Annotated in this window: 12 protein-coding genes and 1 tRNA gene; 6 read left to right on the top strand and 7 right to left on the bottom strand. The window is 74.1% G+C overall.

The annotated features are described in order from the left end of the window. The first annotated feature begins 41 nt into the window (after positions 1-41). Both ACFYNO_RS00720 and ACFYNO_RS00715 read left to right on the top strand, forming a co-directional pair. Complete coding sequence (locus ACFYNO_RS00720) at positions 42-1925, top strand: amidohydrolase (RefSeq protein ID WP_388002909.1); 1884 nt, start codon at positions 42-44, stop codon at positions 1923-1925. Between the two features lie 81 nt (positions 1926-2006). Further along, entirely contained in the window at positions 2007-2714 is a 708-nt protein-coding gene (locus tag ACFYNO_RS00715; RefSeq protein ID WP_388002906.1) for a YoaK family protein, read from the top strand. Positions 2715-2806: 92 nt separating this feature from the next. On the opposite strand, the gene ACFYNO_RS00710 is transcribed toward ACFYNO_RS00715, so the two are convergent. The 4 genes from ACFYNO_RS00710 to ACFYNO_RS00695 all read right to left on the bottom strand — a co-directional run bounded on the left by ACFYNO_RS00710 (position 2807) and on the right by ACFYNO_RS00695 (position 8584). Next, positions 2807-3262: an SsgA family sporulation/cell division regulator gene (locus tag ACFYNO_RS00710; protein ID WP_388002903.1), complete on the bottom strand. Its 456-nt coding sequence runs from the start codon at positions 3260-3262 to the stop codon at positions 2807-2809. Between the two features lie 147 nt (positions 3263-3409). Then, complete coding sequence (locus ACFYNO_RS00705; RefSeq protein WP_388002900.1) at positions 3410-5032, bottom strand: MFS transporter; 1623 nt, start codon at positions 5030-5032, stop codon at positions 3410-3412. A 252-nt stretch (positions 5033-5284) separates the two neighbouring features. Then, the gene (locus ACFYNO_RS00700) at positions 5285-8044 is read right to left on the bottom strand and encodes an AAA family ATPase (RefSeq protein ID WP_388002897.1); all 2760 of its coding nucleotides are present in this window, start codon (positions 8042-8044) and stop codon (positions 5285-5287) included. Positions 8045-8499: 455 nt separating this feature from the next. Then, positions 8500-8584, bottom strand: a tRNA-Leu gene (locus ACFYNO_RS00695). Positions 8585-8804: 220 nt separating this feature from the next. Here ACFYNO_RS00695 and ACFYNO_RS00690 point away from each other — a divergent pair. From ACFYNO_RS00690 to ACFYNO_RS00680, 3 genes are all read left to right on the top strand, one after another. Beyond that, positions 8805-10118 carry a M20/M25/M40 family metallo-hydrolase gene (locus ACFYNO_RS00690; RefSeq protein WP_388002894.1) on the top strand — a complete coding sequence of 438 codons (1314 nt, stop codon included), beginning with the start codon at positions 8805-8807 and terminating at the stop codon, positions 10116-10118. Between the two features lie 176 nt (positions 10119-10294). Next, entirely contained in the window at positions 10295-10537 is a 243-nt protein-coding gene (locus ACFYNO_RS00685; protein WP_388002891.1) for a chaplin, read from the top strand. A gap of 258 nt (positions 10538-10795) precedes the next feature. Further along, complete coding sequence (locus ACFYNO_RS00680) at positions 10796-11674, top strand: chaplin (RefSeq protein ID WP_388002888.1); 879 nt, start codon at positions 10796-10798, stop codon at positions 11672-11674. 60 nt (positions 11675-11734) lie between these two features. On the opposite strand, the gene ACFYNO_RS00675 is transcribed toward ACFYNO_RS00680, so the two are convergent. Then, entirely contained in the window at positions 11735-11929 is a 195-nt protein-coding gene (locus ACFYNO_RS00675) for a DUF5703 family protein (RefSeq protein ID WP_388004284.1), read from the bottom strand. A 297-nt stretch (positions 11930-12226) separates the two neighbouring features. Between ACFYNO_RS00675 and ACFYNO_RS00670 the strand changes: the two genes are divergently transcribed. Beyond that, positions 12227-12826 carry a hypothetical protein gene (locus ACFYNO_RS00670; RefSeq protein WP_388002885.1) on the top strand — a complete coding sequence of 200 codons (600 nt, stop codon included), beginning with the start codon at positions 12227-12229 and terminating at the stop codon, positions 12824-12826. A gap of 201 nt (positions 12827-13027) precedes the next feature. On the opposite strand, the gene ACFYNO_RS00665 is transcribed toward ACFYNO_RS00670, so the two are convergent. Further along, a complete protein-coding gene (locus ACFYNO_RS00665; RefSeq protein ID WP_388002882.1) occupies positions 13028-15103 on the bottom strand; it encodes an ATP-binding domain-containing protein in 2076 nt (691 codons plus the stop codon). Continuing rightward, a complete protein-coding gene (locus tag ACFYNO_RS00660; protein ID WP_388002879.1) occupies positions 15100-16080 on the bottom strand; it encodes an aldo/keto reductase in 981 nt (326 codons plus the stop codon). Before ACFYNO_RS00660 ends, ACFYNO_RS00665 begins: the two co-directional genes overlap by 4 nt. Positions 16081-16217: the final 137 nt, after the last annotated feature.

Here is a 16217-nt window from a genome sequence, read left to right as displayed (position 1 = left end):
CTCGCCGATCCGCCGAACTCCCCTGCGTGAAAGGACTCATCATGGCCACCATGCCCGTCGCGGGCGTCCGCCCCGGCGCCCCGGAGCAGCCTGCGGACCTGGTCATCCGCAACGCCAAGGTGTACACCAACGCCCCCGGCCGTCCCCAGGCCACCGCGCTCGCGATCCGCGCCGGATCGATCCAGGCCGTCGGCGACGACGCCGAGGTCGTCCCGCTGGTCGGCCCCGGCACCCGGGTGGTCGACGCGCTCGGCCGTCGGGCCGTCCCGGGGCTCAACGACGCCCATCTGCACGTCATCCGCGGCGGACTCAACTACGTGATGGAGCTGCGCTGGGACGGCGTCCGGACGCTGCGCGAGGCCCTGGCCATGCTCAAGGTGCAGGCAGAGCGCACCCCGCCCGGCCAGTGGGTGCGCGTGGTCGGCGGCTGGTCCGCCGACCAGTTCGCCGAGCGCCGACTGCCCACCCTGGAGGAGCTCAACGCCGCAGCCCCCGACACGCCCGTGTTCGTGCTGCACCTCTACCAGTCGGCGCTGCTCAATCGGGCGGCGCTGCGCGCCGCCGGCTTCGCCCGGGACACCCAGGACCCGGTCGGCGGTCAGATCGTGCGCGGCCACGACGGCGAGCCGACCGGCCTGCTGATCGCCGCCCCGGGCGCGCTGCTGCTCTACTCGACGCTGGCCAAGGCGCCGATGCTGGACGAGGCGGACCGGGCCGGCTCCACCCGGCACTTCCTGCGCGAGCTGAACCGTTTCGGCCTCACCTCCGCGATCGACGCCGCCGGCGGCTTCCAGAGCTTCCCGGAGAACTACGGCACCGTCATGGAACTGGCCCGCCGGGGCGAGCTGACGCTGCGGATCGCCTACCACCTCTTCCCACAGACCGCGGGGCAGGAGCTGGACGACCTCAACCGCTGGATCAGCACCGTGAAACCCGGAGGCGATGAGTGGCTGCGTCTCAACGGCGCCGGCGAGAACCTCACCTGGGCTGCCGCCGACTTCGAGAACTTCACCGAGCCCCGGCCACAACTTGGCGCCTACGAAGCGCAGTTCGAGAAGGCAGTCCGCCTGCTGATGGAGAACGGCTGGGGCTTCCGCCTGCACGCCACCTACGACGAGACCATCCGCCGCGACCTCGCCGTCTTCGAGAAGCTCGCCGCCGAGGGCCTCTTCCCGCACGGCAACCGCTGGCTCTTCGACCACGCGGAGACGGTGAGCCCGGACAGCCTCGACCGGATCGCCGCCCTGGGCGGTGCCGTCTCCGTGCAGAACCGCCTGTCCTTCCAGGGCGAGGCGTTCGTCTCGCGCTACGGCGCCCCGGCCGCCGCCGAGGCCCCGCCCGTGCGCGCGATGCTGAACCGCGGCCTCACCGTCGCGGGGGGCACCGACGCCACCCGGGTCTCCTCCTACAATCCGTGGGTCGCGCTGCACTGGCTGGTCTCGGGCCGTGCCGTCAGCGGGCGGCGACTGGCGGCCGACCACAACCGGCTCAGCCGCGAGCAGGCGCTGGAGCTCTACACCCTGGGCGGCGCCCGCCTCACCGGCGAGGAAGCGGTCAAGGGGCGTCTGACTGTGGGCAGTTACGGGGACGTCGCGCTGCTCAGCGCCGACTACTTCAGCGTGCCCGAGGCGGACATCCCGCACATCGAGGCCGTCCTCACCGTCGTCGGCGGACGGATCGTCCACGGTGCCCAGGAGCACCGGGGGCTGGTCCCGGAGCTGCCCGCGGTGACGCCGTCCTGGAGCCCGGTCACCCGCTTCGGCGGCTACCACGCCACCCCTGCGCCGAGCCTGGCCGGCGTCCAGCAGGCCGAGGGCGTACTGGACGCCGTGGCGGCCTCCGAGGAGCAGCACGCCTGGCGTTCGGCGCGCGGCCTCGCCCTCCCCGGGCAGCCCGCGGTGCCGGCGGACCCCTGCTTCTTCTGACCATCCATCAACGTGACGAGGGGCACCGCCTGATCGAGGCGGTGCCCCTGCCCGCATCCCCCGACACCCCAAGGAGGCGTCGTGCCCACGTCCGCCGACGGTCCCCGCACCACAGCACCGCCCCAGTTGCCCGGACCGCAGGTCCACGACCGCCACCCGCTGGCGCTGGCCCTGTTCGGCCTCACCGTGGTCAGCGGTCTGATCGACGCGGTGAGCTACCTCGGTCTCGGCCACGTCTTCACGGCGAACATGACCGGCAACGTCGTCGTCATCGCATTCGCCCTGGCCGGAGCGCCCGGGTTCTCCGTCACCGGCTCGCTGACCTCCCTCGGCGCCTTCCTGGTCGGCGCGGGACTGGCCGGCCGGCTCGCGGTGCGGCGCGCCGCCGTCGGACGTGTCCGGTGGTTGCGCACCGCGCTGATCCTGGAGGTCGTGCTGCACGTGATCGCCGCTGCCGTCGTCTTCGCGTGGGGTGCGAACGGGTCCGTTCGGCTCGCCGTGATCGCGCTCGTGGCGGTGGCGATGGGCCTGCGCAACGGCACCGTGCGCGGCCTCGGGGTGCCGGATCTCACCACCACCGTGCTGACCCTGACCCTGACCGGGTTGGCGGCCGACTCCCGCCCGGCCGGCGGCACCGGGCCCCGCCAGCGCAGGAGGATCCTCGCCGTCGCCACCATGCTGGCCGGTGCCCTGCCGGGGGCGGTCCTGGTGCTGCACGGGCAGGTCGCCTGGGCCCTGGTGGCCAGCGCGGTCCTGGCCGGCCTCACCGTCCTGCTGTACCGGGAGTGAGTGGCCGAACCGCTACTGCCCCCGCCCCCGCCGTGACGTCGGCGAGGGCGGGGGCGCCGTGCGTCACCGTGTCTCAGCGTGCCGCTGGGACATCAGGAAGTCAGGCCGTGCAGTTCGGTGTCCCAGTCGATCGCGTTGCCCTCCGTGCCGTGGGGGACGAGCGCGTAGCTTTCCCGGCGGAGCCAGCGGCGCACCTGCCGGGTCGGGAGGTCGAGGAGGATGGATCCGTCGGATCCCTTGAGCATGACGCGCAGGTGGGGGCGGCCGTGGCAGGGGCAGGGCGGCCAGATACGGACGTCGCCGAGGCCGGCGGGCTTGCGCAGTCCGTCCCGCAGGAGCTCGCGGGAAAACCGCCAGGTGCCCGCTGCGGCGGCGGGGCCGAGGAATTCGAGCGCGACGGCGAACGGGTCGTCGCCGCGGTAACCGAAGCGGACCGGGATGTCGAGGGCCTGATCCTCGCTCAGGATGATCCGGGCGTCGAGGTGGATCTCGGTGCTGGTTCCTTCGGGGCGGGGCCGGGGGCTGGAGACGGAGTGCTGGGCGGGCATGGATCTTCCTGGAGGGTGTCGGGATGGGTGCGCGTTCCGGGCGCGGGGTGAAGCGGGCCGTCAGGGCTCACTCGCGCGGTTCGCCGTCCGGGCGGGACGCGATGTGCCGCACGATCAAGGCGCGGGCCGCGGCGCGACGTTCGCGGTTCAGCCTTGGGCGTCGCCCGTGCCACGCACCATCATGGCGTGGGCGACGGTCGGTTCCCGGTGGAGCAGTTCCCGGGAGTCGGTCTCGAAGGCGCGGTCGGTTCCGGTGTAGCGCCCGTGATGCTGTGCGCGGTGCTCCGACCACGATGCCACGGTGAACGTCTCGACGAACTGCTCCGGCCGGCCCGCGTCCCGGTACAGGCCCCAGGTGACGGCGCCCGTGCGGCGCCGGGAGGACTCCACCCTCCGCATCGCCGCAGCGAACCGGGGAACCTGCTCCGCCCGCACCTGGTAGGTCACGGTCACCAGGACCGGTCCGTCCTGGGGGGCCGGTTCGACGACCACCTGGGGTTCGGGCCAGGCCTCCGAGAGCGTCGGGTCGGCCCGGCCGCCGAGCAGGGGAAGGCGGTGCAGGGACAGCACCCCGACGAGGAGGGACAGCGCCGCCAGGACCATTGCCGCGCAGACGCCGGCATGTTGCGCCAACTGTCCCCAGAGCAGCGAACCGAGGGCGCTGCCGCCCTGGAAGACGAGCAGGTAGCAGGCCGCGCCGCGGGCCCGTACCCAGGCCGGCAGCGCGACCTGCAGGCCCGCGTTCAAGGTGGACAGCACCGTGATCCACGCCGCTCCTGCCAGGAACAGCGCCAGGAAGGTGAGCGGCACGTTCGTGCTGACGGCGATGGTCAGCAGCGCGCCCGCGAAGACGGCTCCGGCGAGCGCCAGCGCGCCGTTGCCGCCGATCCGCCGGGACACCGCCGGCAGTGCCGCCGCTCCCGCGACGGCGCCCAGTCCCACCGCACCCAGGAGAAGCCCGTAGCCGGCGGCACCGAGACCGAGGGACTGATGAGCGGCTACCGGCAGCAGCGCCCACAGGGCGGAGGCGCCGGGCACGAACAGCACGCTGCGCAACAGGATCCGGCGGATCCTGGGTGCGTTGCGGACGTACCGGTCGCCGGCCTTCAGGGCCGCGATCAGGTGCTCGCGCTCCTGAGCCGACCCGGGGGCGCGCGCCGGGCCGCCGGGCCGCCAGGTCGCCAGCACCGCCAGGATGCCGAGGAAGGACGCGGCGTTGACGGCGAAGGTCCAGCCGACCCCGAGGACGGCGACGAACGCTCCGCCGAGAGCCGGGCCGACAGCACGCGCCAGGTTCTGGTTCACGGCCCCCAGCGCCGCGGCCTGGCGCAGCTCGTCCCGCGGCACGAGCGACGGCTGCACCGCCTGCCAGGCCGGGCCGTTGAGCGCGTTCCCGCATCCCAGGAGAAACGTGAGGGCCAGCAGCGCCCAGGTTCCGAGCAGTCCTGCGAAGGCCAGCACGGCCAGCGCCGCGGCCACCAGCGCCATGGCGGCCTGCATCACCAGGAGCAGGCGGCGCCGGTCCACGAGATCGGCCAGGACCCCGGCGGGCAGCGCGAGGAAGAGCACCGGCAGGCCGGCCGCGAGCTGGACCATGGACACCTGGGCGGCACCGTGCCCGACCAGCAGCCACTGCGCACCGACGGTCTGCATCCAGCTGCCGATGTTCGAACCGAACTGAGCCAGCCAGAGGTCGCGGAAGACGCGCCCGCGCAGCGGCGACCAGGCCGAACCGCCCGCGGTGCCGACCTGTTCACCGGTCCCGGTCATCGACGCACCACTCGCTCGCCCCATCACGTTCTGCCGGCCGGGAAGCCCGACGACGCGACGGCACAGGGAAGGTCGACGTCGTCGGGCGGCCCCGGGAGAGCCCCTCGCTCCCTCTGCCGGGAACGCTAGGCCGGACCTGCCGGGCGGACTTGACCGTTCGCGCCCCACCGCTGTCCCCGTCCTGCACAGCTGCGGAGGTGCGGCCGCGGACCAGGACCCGTGCCCGACAGCCGGAGCGGTCGCAGCGGTGCGTCACTCCGAAAGGGCGTCCCTGAGTTGGGCCCGGGACGTGATGCCCAGCTTCGGGAAGACCTTGTGGAGGTGGTACCCGACCGTGCGTGGCGAGAGGTAGAGCCGGGACGCGATGTCCCGGTTGGTGAGTCCCTGCGCGGCCAACTCGGCTATCTGCATTTCCTGCGGCGTCAGTTCGGCCTTCGGGGTCGGTTCGGAGCCCTGGAGGACGGAGGCTCCCGCGGCGCGCAGTTCCGCCGCGGCGCGGTCGATCCACGGACGGGCGCCGAGGCGCCGGAACGTCTCCAGCGCGTCGTTCAGCGGCTGACGAGCCTCGGCGGTGCGCCGCCGACGGCGCAGCCACTCGCCGAAGTCGAGCTGGGAAAGGGCGTGTTCGAACGGCCACCGGCGTGCCGCCGGATCGGCCAGGGCGGCGTGGAAGTGCTGCTCGGCAGCCTCGTCGGTCTCGCTGACCAGGGCTGCGGCGCGATGCACGATGGCCTGCACGCGGGGCGACCGCTCGCTGCCGAGCGTGCGTTCCGTCGCCTCCAGCACGAGCCGGGCGTCGTCGATCCGTCCGGCCCGGACGGCCGCGGCGGCGAGATCGGCCACGTAGTAGGCGGAGGCGTGGTAGTGGACCGGGGCGGGTCGGTAGTCGTGGGTGAACGTGTTGCGGAGCTCGGCGTAGGCGCCCTCGTGGTCGCCCTCCACCACTTTGGCCATGCCCAGCGCGTAGTGGTAACGGACCTGCAGCAGACGGGCGTTGCGCAGGTCCAGTCCGCACACCGCTTCCTGCAGCCGGGCGCAGGCGGCCTCGTACTCCCCCCGGAAGGCGCCGAGGGTGGCCTGCAGGACGAGGGAGCCGATGGTGACGTTGTCCTCCCCGGCCTCCGAGGCCATCCAGTACGCGTCCTCGGTCGCGGCCAGCGCCCCCGCCCAAGCCCCCGTGTCGCACTGGACGTTAGCCAGCGCCTGCGTGATGGTGGCGTTCGATCCGGCGGTGCCGGCACGTCGTAGATGGTCCATCGTGCGGCCCAGCAGTCGAGTGGCCTCCTCCGCCTCGTCGAGCTTCATGGCCACGCCGCTGAGGACGGTCAGATCGAAGAGCGAGTCCGGCTCCATGGCCGCGAGGGCACGGTGGAACAGGTCGAGGGCCTGTCGGCGGTGGCTGTGCCCCCGGACGGCCGTCTCCAGCCAGGCCCGGTCGGCGAGACCTCCCTCGGCCTTGATCAGATCCCCGATGCGCAGCAACTCGTTGCCGTAGAACGGATCACCCGTGTTGTACGCATAGGTCGAGGCGGTGCCGACGGCGGCGAGGGCGAGCAGCGGCGCGACCTCGGCCATGGACTCCCCGACGGACAGCAGGGCCCTCAGCGCCTCCTGGTGACGCAAAGTCAGGCCGAGGGCCCATCCTCCCCAGAGCTTGGCCTCCGCCCGGGTGACCGGGTCCCCGGTCAGGCCCTCGACGCGGGCGGTGAGTTCTCCCACCCACTGTGGGTGCCCCGCGTGCATCGCCGAGGTCGCCGCGGCCAGCATGCGTCGCGAGCCGAGTTCGGGGTCGGGCGTGAGCTCGGCCGCGCGTTCCAGCGCAGCCGCCGCGGCCGCGTAGCCGCCGCGGCCGCGGGCTCGTTCGGCCGTTGCGGCGAGGGCATCCGCCACGGTCTCGTCCTGGCCGGCGACCGTGGCAGCCAGATGCCAGGCCCGACGGTCGGGTTCGGCCGCGAACGCCTCGGCCAGGGCCAGGTGCGCCGTACGGCGCTCGGCGAAGGTCGCTGCCTGGTAGACGGCGGAACGCACCAGGGGGTGGCGCAGCACGACCTGCCCGCCGTCCAGCCGGAGGAGTCCGGCGCTCTCGGCGGGCAGCAGGTCGGCGATCGCGTCGCGGCCGGCCGCTGCCCGCAGGATGTCCGCGAGCCGTGTCGTGCCGGCGGCCGCGACCAGGAGCAGCGCGGCACGGGTGTCCGGTGGCAGGGCCGGGAGCTCGGCGGCGAAGAGGTTCTCCAGCCGACGGGTCAGCGGCAGCGCCTGTGCCGCCCCCAGCGGGCCCGTTCCCTTGGCGACCGCCCGGGACAGCTCGATGAGTGCGAGGGGATTGCCGGCCGCGTCCTCGAGTACCTGTGTTCGTGCCCGTCCGGTCGGCGGGGTCGGCTGCACGTTCAGGAGCAGCCCGGCGTCCGCACGGGTCAGCGGACCCGTGACGAGGTGGGGGAATTCGCGGTCGAACCGCCCGGGCACGCCGTCCTCGCGGGAGGCCAGGAGCATGACCGCGGCCTCGCCGTCGAGCCTGCGGGCGACGAAGGCCAGGAGGTCCAGGGACCCGAGGTCCAGCCACTGGATGTCGTCGACCACGAGCAGCAGGGGCTGCCGGGCGGCGGCTTCGGTGATGAGCGTGACCACGCCGACGCGCAGGTGCAGCGGATCGACGGGTGCCTCGCCTTCCTCGTCGATCCCGAACGCGAAGCGCAGCGCCGTGCGTTGACGCCCCGGCAAGTCGTCGAGGCCGACCAGGAGGGGACGGAGCAACTGGTGCAGCCCGGCGAGTGCGAGTCCGCTCTCCCCTTCGCTGCCACGGACGCGCAGGACCTGGAAACCCCGGGCGCCGCCCTCCGCGGCGGCCCACTCGACCAGTGTGCTCTTCCCCGCGCCCGGCTCCCCGGTGAGGACCAGGACGTGGGACCCGTCGCCTCCCGCGGCATCCAGGAGGCTGCCGACCCGGGCCAGTTCCGACTCGCGGCCGAAGATCGCGGACGTGGCCGGCCCGTTCCTTCGGGTGTTCACCATAGCTACCTGTTCTGCCTGGTCACGGCCTCGTGACTGCGATGCGGTCAGGCCATCCTGCCAGCTTCGGCGCAGGGGTCGGCAGCCGCTCCCGCACCCGCACGCACGCGGAGCGTGACGCGAAGACGGCAGCCCATCGCCGCGCTAAAGCCGGGGGGCGAACCTGCCGTGATCAGCCAGTGGATCGCCGAGACGTACGCCGCCCGCGGCCGGCCCGAGGCCGAACCACGTACTGCTCGGTCGGCCCGAGCAGGTCAGGTGACCCGTGACGACATCGCCGTCCTGGTCCGGGCCCACAGCGACCTGGTCACAGTCCTGGCAGCCGCGAAACCGGCGGAACGCGCCACGCTCTGCCAGCGGCTCGGCCTGGTCCTCACGTACGACCCCGGAAAGCACAATGTGCTGGTTGAGAGGAATCTCAACCAGCACATGTCCGAAAGCCGTGGGCTTACGGTCGGTGTCCGAGGGGGGACTTGAACCCCCACGCCCGATAAAGGGCACTAGCACCTCAAGCTAGCGCGTCTGCCATTCCGCCACCCGGACTAGGTGGTGTCCGCGCGGCCGGTGCGGTGACTGGCCGGGCTGACATGGATAACTGTAGCAAAGGATGGCGTGGGGGCCCAAAAGCCTAGGGGTGTGGGGGTGGCCGGGGGGTGGACGGCTGGGATCGGGGAGGTTGTCCCGGGGAATTCCTTGGGGGCGGGCGGGGCCTGGGGGAGGATGGCGGGAGGTTGGCCTCGATGGCCGGTGACGAGGAGGGCGCATGAGTGGGGCGACGGTGAACGGGGAGTCCGAGGTCGCGGAGATCTGCCGGGACCTGATCCGGATCGACACCAGCAACTACGGCGACCAGTCCGGCCCGGGGGAGCGGGCGGCGGCCGAGTACGTGGCCGAGCAGCTGGCGGAGTTCGGGCTGGAGCCGAAGATCTTCGAGTCGGCCAAGGGGCGGGCGTCGACGGTGGTGCGGATCGAGGGGGAGGACCGGTCGCGGCCCGGGCTGCTGATCCACGGGCACACCGACGTGGTGCCCGCCAACGCCGAGGACTGGACCCACCACCCGTTCTCCGGCGAGATCGCGGACGGGTGCGTCTGGGGGCGCGGGGCCGTGGACATGAAGGACATGGACGCGATGACCCTGGCCGTGGTGCGCGACCGGCTGCGCACCGGGCGCAAGCCCCCGCGCGACCTGGTGCTGGCGTTCCTGGCCGACGAGGAGGCCGGCGGGTCGTACGGGGCGCGGTTCCTGGTGGACAAGCACCCGGACCTGTTCGAGGGCGTCACCGAGGCGATCGGCGAGGTCGGCGGGTTCTCCTTCACGGTGAACGACCGGGCGCGGCTCTACCTGATCGAGACGGCCGAGAAGGGCATGCACTGGATGCGGCTCACGGTCGAGGGCCGGGCCGGGCACGGGTCGATGATGAACAACGACAACGCGATCACCGAGCTGTGCGAGGCGGTGGCGCGGCTGGGCCGGCACGAGTTCCCGCTGCGGATCACCAAGTCGGTGCGGTCCTTCCTGGACGAGCTGTCGGACGCGCTCGGGGTGCCGCTGGACCCGGAGGACATGGACGAGACGCTGCGCATCCTCGGCGGCATCGCCAAGATGATCGGCACCACGCTGCGCAACACCGCGCAGCCGACCATGCTGGGCGCCGGCTACAAGGTGAACGTGATCCCCGGGCAGGCCACGGCGCACGTGGACGGGCGGTTCCTGCCGGGCTACGAGGAGGAGTTCCTGGCGGAGCTGGACTCGGTGCTCGGGCCGCGGGTGAAGCGGGAGAGCCTGCACCACGACAAGGCGATCGAGACCAGCTTCGACGGGCCGCTGGTGGAGGCGATGCAGTCGGCGCTGCGGGCCGAGGACCCGATCGCCCGGGCCGTGCCGTACTGCCTCTCCGGCGGCACGGACGCCAAGTCCTTCACCGACCTGGGCATCCGCTGCTTCGGCTTCGCGCCGCTGCAGCTGCCGCCGGAGCTGGACTTCGCCGGGATGTTCCACGGCGTGGACGAGCGGGTGCCGGTGGAGGGCCTGAAGTTCGGGGTCCGGGTGCTGGACCGGTTCATCGACGCCTGCTGACCGGAGCGGGCGGGAGAGCAGGAAATCGAATTCCTCTGATTGTCGGTCGATAGGGCTAGCGAATCATCACCGGTAGGAGTGAATGACGAACGGCTGCCATCACTCGAATGGCAGAGCGTCGTTCACTCCTATGGCGGCCGGGATGACCGCGCCGCCCGGATCATCAGGAGGAATTCATGAACGTCAAGAAGATCGCGGCCGTGGCGGCCACCGCCGGTGGGCTGATGCTGGCCGGCGCCGGCATCGCCTCGGCGAACGGCGGGGCCGGCGCCGAGGGTGCCGCCACCGACTCGCCCGGCGTGGTCTCCGGCAACCTGGTGCAGGTCCCGGTGCACGTGCCGGTCAACGTCTGCGGCAACACCATCAGCGTGATCGGCCTGCTGAACCCGGCGTTCGGCGACACCTGCTTCAACGGCTAGCAGCAGCACCACGGAAGGGGCACCCCGAGGCGGGGGTGCCCCTTCCGGCATGTGGAGGGGCGGGCCGGGAATCGGTTCCGTTTCATCAATGGCCGACGCTTCAATCCACCTGATCGGGTGAGCTGCCACCGGTTGGCTCAACCTTTCGGCGGCTCAGTCGTTGAACCGTGGGCGGGAAAAGCTTTCGTCGGAATTTCCGACCATCACATGTCAGGGGTACGAATGCGTCAGGTTGCCAGAAAAGGGATCCTCACGGCGATGACCGCCGGCACCGTGCTGGCCTCGACCGCCGGCTACGCCTACGCGGGCGGGGCCGAGGCCGAGGGGGCGGCGGCCGGGTCACCCGGGGTGGCCTCCGGGAACACCGTCCAGGTCCCGCTGGACGCGCCGGTGAACGTCTGCGGCAACACGGTCGATGTGGTCGGCCTGCTGAACCCGGCCTACGGGAACCAGTGCGGCAACACCAGCGCCCCCGCCCACCACGGAGGGGGAAGCCAGGCGGGCGGCGGTTCGCAGAACGGCGGCAGCCAGGGCGGTACCGGCTCGCAGACCGGCGGTGGCCAGAACGGTGGCGACCAGAGCGGCGGCGGCCAGAACAGCGGTGGGCAGAACAGCGGCGGCCAGAACGGCCCCGGCACCCCGGGCATCCCCGGCGTCCCGCCGCCCCCGGTGGCCGGCAGCTCCGCCTCCGGCGCCACGCAGGGCTCGCCGGGCGTCGGCTCCGGCAACAACGGCCAGCTGCCCGTCAGCGTGCCGGTCAACGCCTGCGGTGACTCGGTGGACGTGGTCGGCCTGCTCAACCCGGCGATGGGGAACGACTGCGTCAACCACCAGACGCCCGGTCACCCGCAGGCCCCGCCGCCGGTCGGCTCCACCCCGGCGGCCCCGGTCTCCGCCCCCACCGGCTCGGTGGCCGGCGTGACCGGCACCCGGACCTCGGCGCAGCCGCCGGCCGCCGCGCCGGTGGCGGCCCCGGTGGTGCAGCAGGCCCCCGCCGCCCCGCAGCAGGCGCCGGCCGCGGCCACCCACCTGGCGTACACCGGTGTGGACGGCCTCGACGTGCTGGCCCCGGCCGGCCTCGCGCTGCTGGTGGCCGGTGGCGTGCTCTACCGCCGGGCGGCCCGCAGCGGCGCCTGACCGCACCCGCGGAGCGGTCCGTGCCGCGGCCGATCCGGCCGCGGCACTATTCGGCCCGCCTCACCAGCTGCGGATCTGGCGGATGATCCGCCGGCGCAGCAGCACCGTCCGGCTGCCGTCGGGGTAGAGCCGCAGCCGGTCCAGCTCCCAGTGCCCGTACTCGGCGTGGTCGGTGAGCAACTGCCTGGCAGCGTTGCGCGAGGTGCCGCGCGGCATCCGCAGGGACTGGTACTCGTACTCGGGCTGCCGGACCAGCTTCGGTGGGGTCAAGGTCGCCTCCTCAGCGTTGTCTGCGGCAAGCCTACGACCTGCCTCTGACGGTGACACCGGTGCTGCGGCAGGGGGTCCGACCACAACGGCACCGGCCGCACCGCCATCCTCACCCGACAAGCGAACTGATGGGTAATCAATTCCCTGGGGCGGGTCGTGGAAACGCCACGGCAGGCACAGATGCACACGGTTCGGACATTACCGGTCAAATTACCGGGCTTTCGCAAACTGAGACGCCAACCCCTGTGCACCTCGGGCCTCGGTACGGATAGCGTCTGTCCCATGTCTGATGCCGCGCAGCTCACCCGGTCCGAGGTTCGCGAAGCCGCCGAGGCGGTCAAGGCCGCCATCGACCGCCATCTGGAAGCGGTGTCCAGTACCACCACCGCCGACGACCCCGCCGTCTTCACCGCCTACGAGGAGCTGGCCGCGGCAGCCATCCACTACGACCAACTGCTGTACGAGGTGTACGACGAGGTCACCCCGTTCGAGGTGCCCGGCGACGGCGGAGCGAGCAGCTACCGGGGCCCGGAGGAGCCGGAGGCGATCAGCGTGCTGATCCGCCGCGACTACCGGATCGCCGACCCGCGCCGGCTGCGCGCCCAGGCCGAGCGGGTGGACGAGTCGCTGGAGCCGGCCGAGCCGGGCGAGGGCGTGACGGCCGCGGTGGGCGTGCTGTTCGGCGAGTTCGAGCCGGACGAGATCGCCTCCCGGGCGGAGGAGTTCGGGCTGGAGGAGGGCGACGCGACGCTCTGGGTGACGGCCTCCGACCCGGCCGAGCCGGGGGAGTGGCTCTCCGAGCCGTTCGACAGCCCGGACCCGCACCTGCTGCTCTGCCGGTTCGACGTCAGCGAGGTCTACGACGAGGACGAGGTGGACTGAGCACGGCCGCACGGACGCGGGGGGGGGGGGGGGGCGGCGGGCGGGGGGGCGGGGGCGGGCCGGGGGGGGCGGGCGCGGGCGCGCGGGGGGGCGCGGGGGGGGGGGGGGGGGGGGGGGCCGCGGCGCCGGGCGGGGGGGGGGCCCCCCCCCCGGGGGGGCCCCCCCCCCCCCCGCGTCCGTGCGGCAGCCAGGGCCAGGGTCTCAGCCGAGGGGCGTGCTCTCGGCGAGCAGGGCGCGCAGCCGGGTGGTGCGCGGCGCGGCGGGGCGCTCGGCGACCGCCTGGGCCAGCGCGGGGCCGGCCGCGTGCACCACGGAGAGGTGCCGCTCGGCCCGCCCGAAGGCCGTGTAGACCCACTGCCGGGTGAGACCGGGGCCCGCCTCCTCGGGGATCACCACGACGGCGCCGGGCCAGCGCCGGCCGAGCGCCTGGTGGACCGTCAGGGCCCAGCCGTGCCGGAGCCGGTCGACCCGCTCCGGCGGCAGCACCAGCTCGCCGCCGTCGGCCAGCGCCAGCCGCAGGCCGGCCTGGTCGCCGCCGACCACCCGGCCGGGGTGGTTGATGCCGGGGACCGGCGAGTAGACCACCCGGTCGCCCGGGTCGAAGCCGGCGAACCGGCCCGGGCCGGGGTTGAGCCGGGCCTTGGCAGCCGCGTTCAGCGCCCGGGTACCGGCCGGGCCGCCGTGGCCGGGGGTGAGCAGCACGGTCTGCTCGGCGGGGATGCCGAGGGCGCGCGGGATCGAGTCGGTGAGCAACTGCACGGCGCGGTGCACGGCCTCGCCGGAGTCCCGGGCGGCCAGGATCACCACCTGCTTCTCCGGCGCCTCGACCTCGGTCAGCTCGCCGATGCCGATGCCGGAGACCAGCTCGCCGATCGGGCCCAGGTCGGGAGTGCGGGAGGCGACCACGGGGCAGGCCTTGGCGGCCAGCAGGTCGGCGAAGAGCCGCCCGGGGCCGGCCGACCAGAGCTGGCCGGGGTCGCCGCTGAGCACCAGGCGGGTGCCGTCGGCCAGCGCGTCGAGCAGGGTGGCGGCCTGCTCCAGGTCGAGCAGCGGGGCGTCCTGGACGACGAGCAGGTCGAGCGCCAGGAAGTCGTCCTCGGTGCGCTCCACGGCGCCCGGGCGCAGCAGCTCGGCCAGCGTGACGGACTCCGGCTCGCCGAGCGCGTCGCGGCCATAGCCGGTCCAGGAGGCGGCCCGGGCGCGCAGGCCGAGGCCGCGGGCGGCGCGCAGCAGGGCGGAGAGCTCGCCGAGCGCGGCGGCGTCCCCGGTGTGCAGCACCAGCGGGGCGGCGGCGACGGCCCGGACCAGCGCGGCGGCGGAGGCGGAGCCGGCCGCCTCGGCGGCGCGCTCCCAGTCGGCGGGCTCCACCTCGGGGGCCCCGGCGGCCTCGGAGGCCTCGGCGGTCGGGGTGCCGAAGGTGGCCAGCAGGCGGGCCAGGCCCTCGGCGGCCGACTCCTCGGCCTGGGCCAGCCGCTCCAGCGCGAAGAGCACCCGCATCGGCGGCTCCTCGTCCTCGGCGACCGGGCGGGCACCGGGGCCGGTCTCCTCCTCCTGGAACGGCAGCACCCGGCCGTCCTCCAGGGCGGCCTGCACGGCCTCGTCGGGATCGGGCAGGCCGGCCTTCTCCAGCGCCGCGTGCAGCTCCTGCGCGGTCTGCGCGGAGTGGCCGCGCAGGGCGGCCTGCTCCAACAGCCAGACGGCCAGCGCCCGGCCGCGCCGCGGGTCGCCCGGCCCGGCGGCGGGGCCGAGCAGTGCCTGGGCGAAGCCGTCGGCCTGCTCGGGGCGGACGCCGGGCAGGCCCAGCAGCGCCCACGGGTCCTCCTGCAGCACGGCCGGCGCGTCCTCGCCGAGCACGCCGAGCGCGGCCTGCGCCAGCTCGGCGGCGGCCGCGGCCGGGGCGCCGCCGTGGGTGAGCAACTGCACGGTGGCGCGCAGCGCGTCGGCGGGGAGCTCGGGCACCACGGGGGCGGGCGCCGCGGGGGCAGCGGGTGCCTTCGCCTCACCCTCCGAAGCGGGCGGAGCCTGCGGAGCGGGCCGCGCCGGCCGGGCGGCCGGGCGCTCGGCGGGGTCGCGCTGCTCCACGGCCCGCACGGCCGCGGTGAGCGCGGCCAGCTGCGCGGCCTTGCCGGCGGGATCGGCGGCGGTCGCGAACGGAGCCGCCGGCCGGGCCGCCTCCGACGCCTCGTTCCCGTCGTTCCCGGAGCCCCCCGGCCCCCCGTCCGAAGCGCCGCGGGGTTCGGGCACCGGCCCGCCGGCCGGGTCCTGCGTCTGACTCACAGTTCGTTCCAGTCCTGATCGGGGTAGCGGCGCACCGGCGCCGAGATGTCGTCCAGCGCGCCGCGGATCTCATCCGGAAGCGTAAGGGCCTCCACCGACAGCGCCGCCTGCAGCTGAGCCCCGGTGCGCGCGCCGACCACGGCGGAGGCCACCCCGGGGCGGTCGCGGACCCAGGAGAGCGCCACCGCGAGCGGGCTGCTGGCCAGCCCGTCGGCCGCCGTCGCCACCGCGTCCACGATCCGCCGGGAGCGCCCGCTCAGGTAGGGCTTGACGAAGCCGGCCAGGTAGGGCGAGCTGCCCCGGGACTCGGCCGGCAGGCCGTGCCGGTACTTGCCCGTCAGCACCCCGCGCCCGAGCGGCGAGGCGGCCAGCAGGCCCACCCCGGCGTCCAGCGCGGCGGGCAGCACCTCGCGCTCGATCCCGCGCTGCAGCAGGGAGTACTCCATCAGCACCGAGGAGAGCGGCACCCGTCCCGGCACCGCGCGCTGCCAGGTGGCCGCCTTGGCGAGCTGCCAGCCGCAGTGGTCGGCCACCCCGGCGTAGCGGGCCCGGCCGGAGGAGACGGCCAGGTCCAGCGCGTGCAGGGTCTCCTCGGTCGGGGTCGCCGGGTCGAAGGCGTGCACCTGCCAGAGGTCCACGTAGTCGGTGCCGAGCCGGCGCAGCGAGGCGTCCAGCGCGGCGAGCAGGCGGCCGCGCGAGGCGTCGGGCCGGCCGTCGGGGCCGGGCGCGCCGCCGGACTTGGTGGCGATCACCAGTTCGGAGCGCGGGACCAGACTCTCCATCAGCCGGGCCAGCAGGTACTCGGCGGCGCCGTCGCCGTAGACGTCCGCGGTGTCCACCAGGGTGCCGCCGGCGTCGGCGAACACCTTCAGCTGCTCGGCGGCCTCGGCCTCGTCGGTGTCGCCGGTCCAGGTCATGGTGCCCAGCCCCAGCCGGGAGACCCGCAGGCCGGTGCGGCCCAGGTTGCGTTGGTGCATGGCGGCAGGACCCCCTCGATCGGTGACCACGAGCGTAACCGCGCACCCGCCGCAATGTGATGCGCGCCACGCCTACCGGTCGGTAGCAACGCGGTCGCCGGCCCGGCTAGCGTGGACCCGCCAACGGCCCCTTCAGG

Origin of the sequence: Kitasatospora sp. NPDC006697 (genome assembly GCF_042869935.1) — a bacterium.
Lineage (GTDB): Bacteria > Actinomycetota > Actinomycetes > Streptomycetales > Streptomycetaceae > Kitasatospora.
This window is presented reverse-complemented; position numbering and strand designations above follow the sequence as displayed.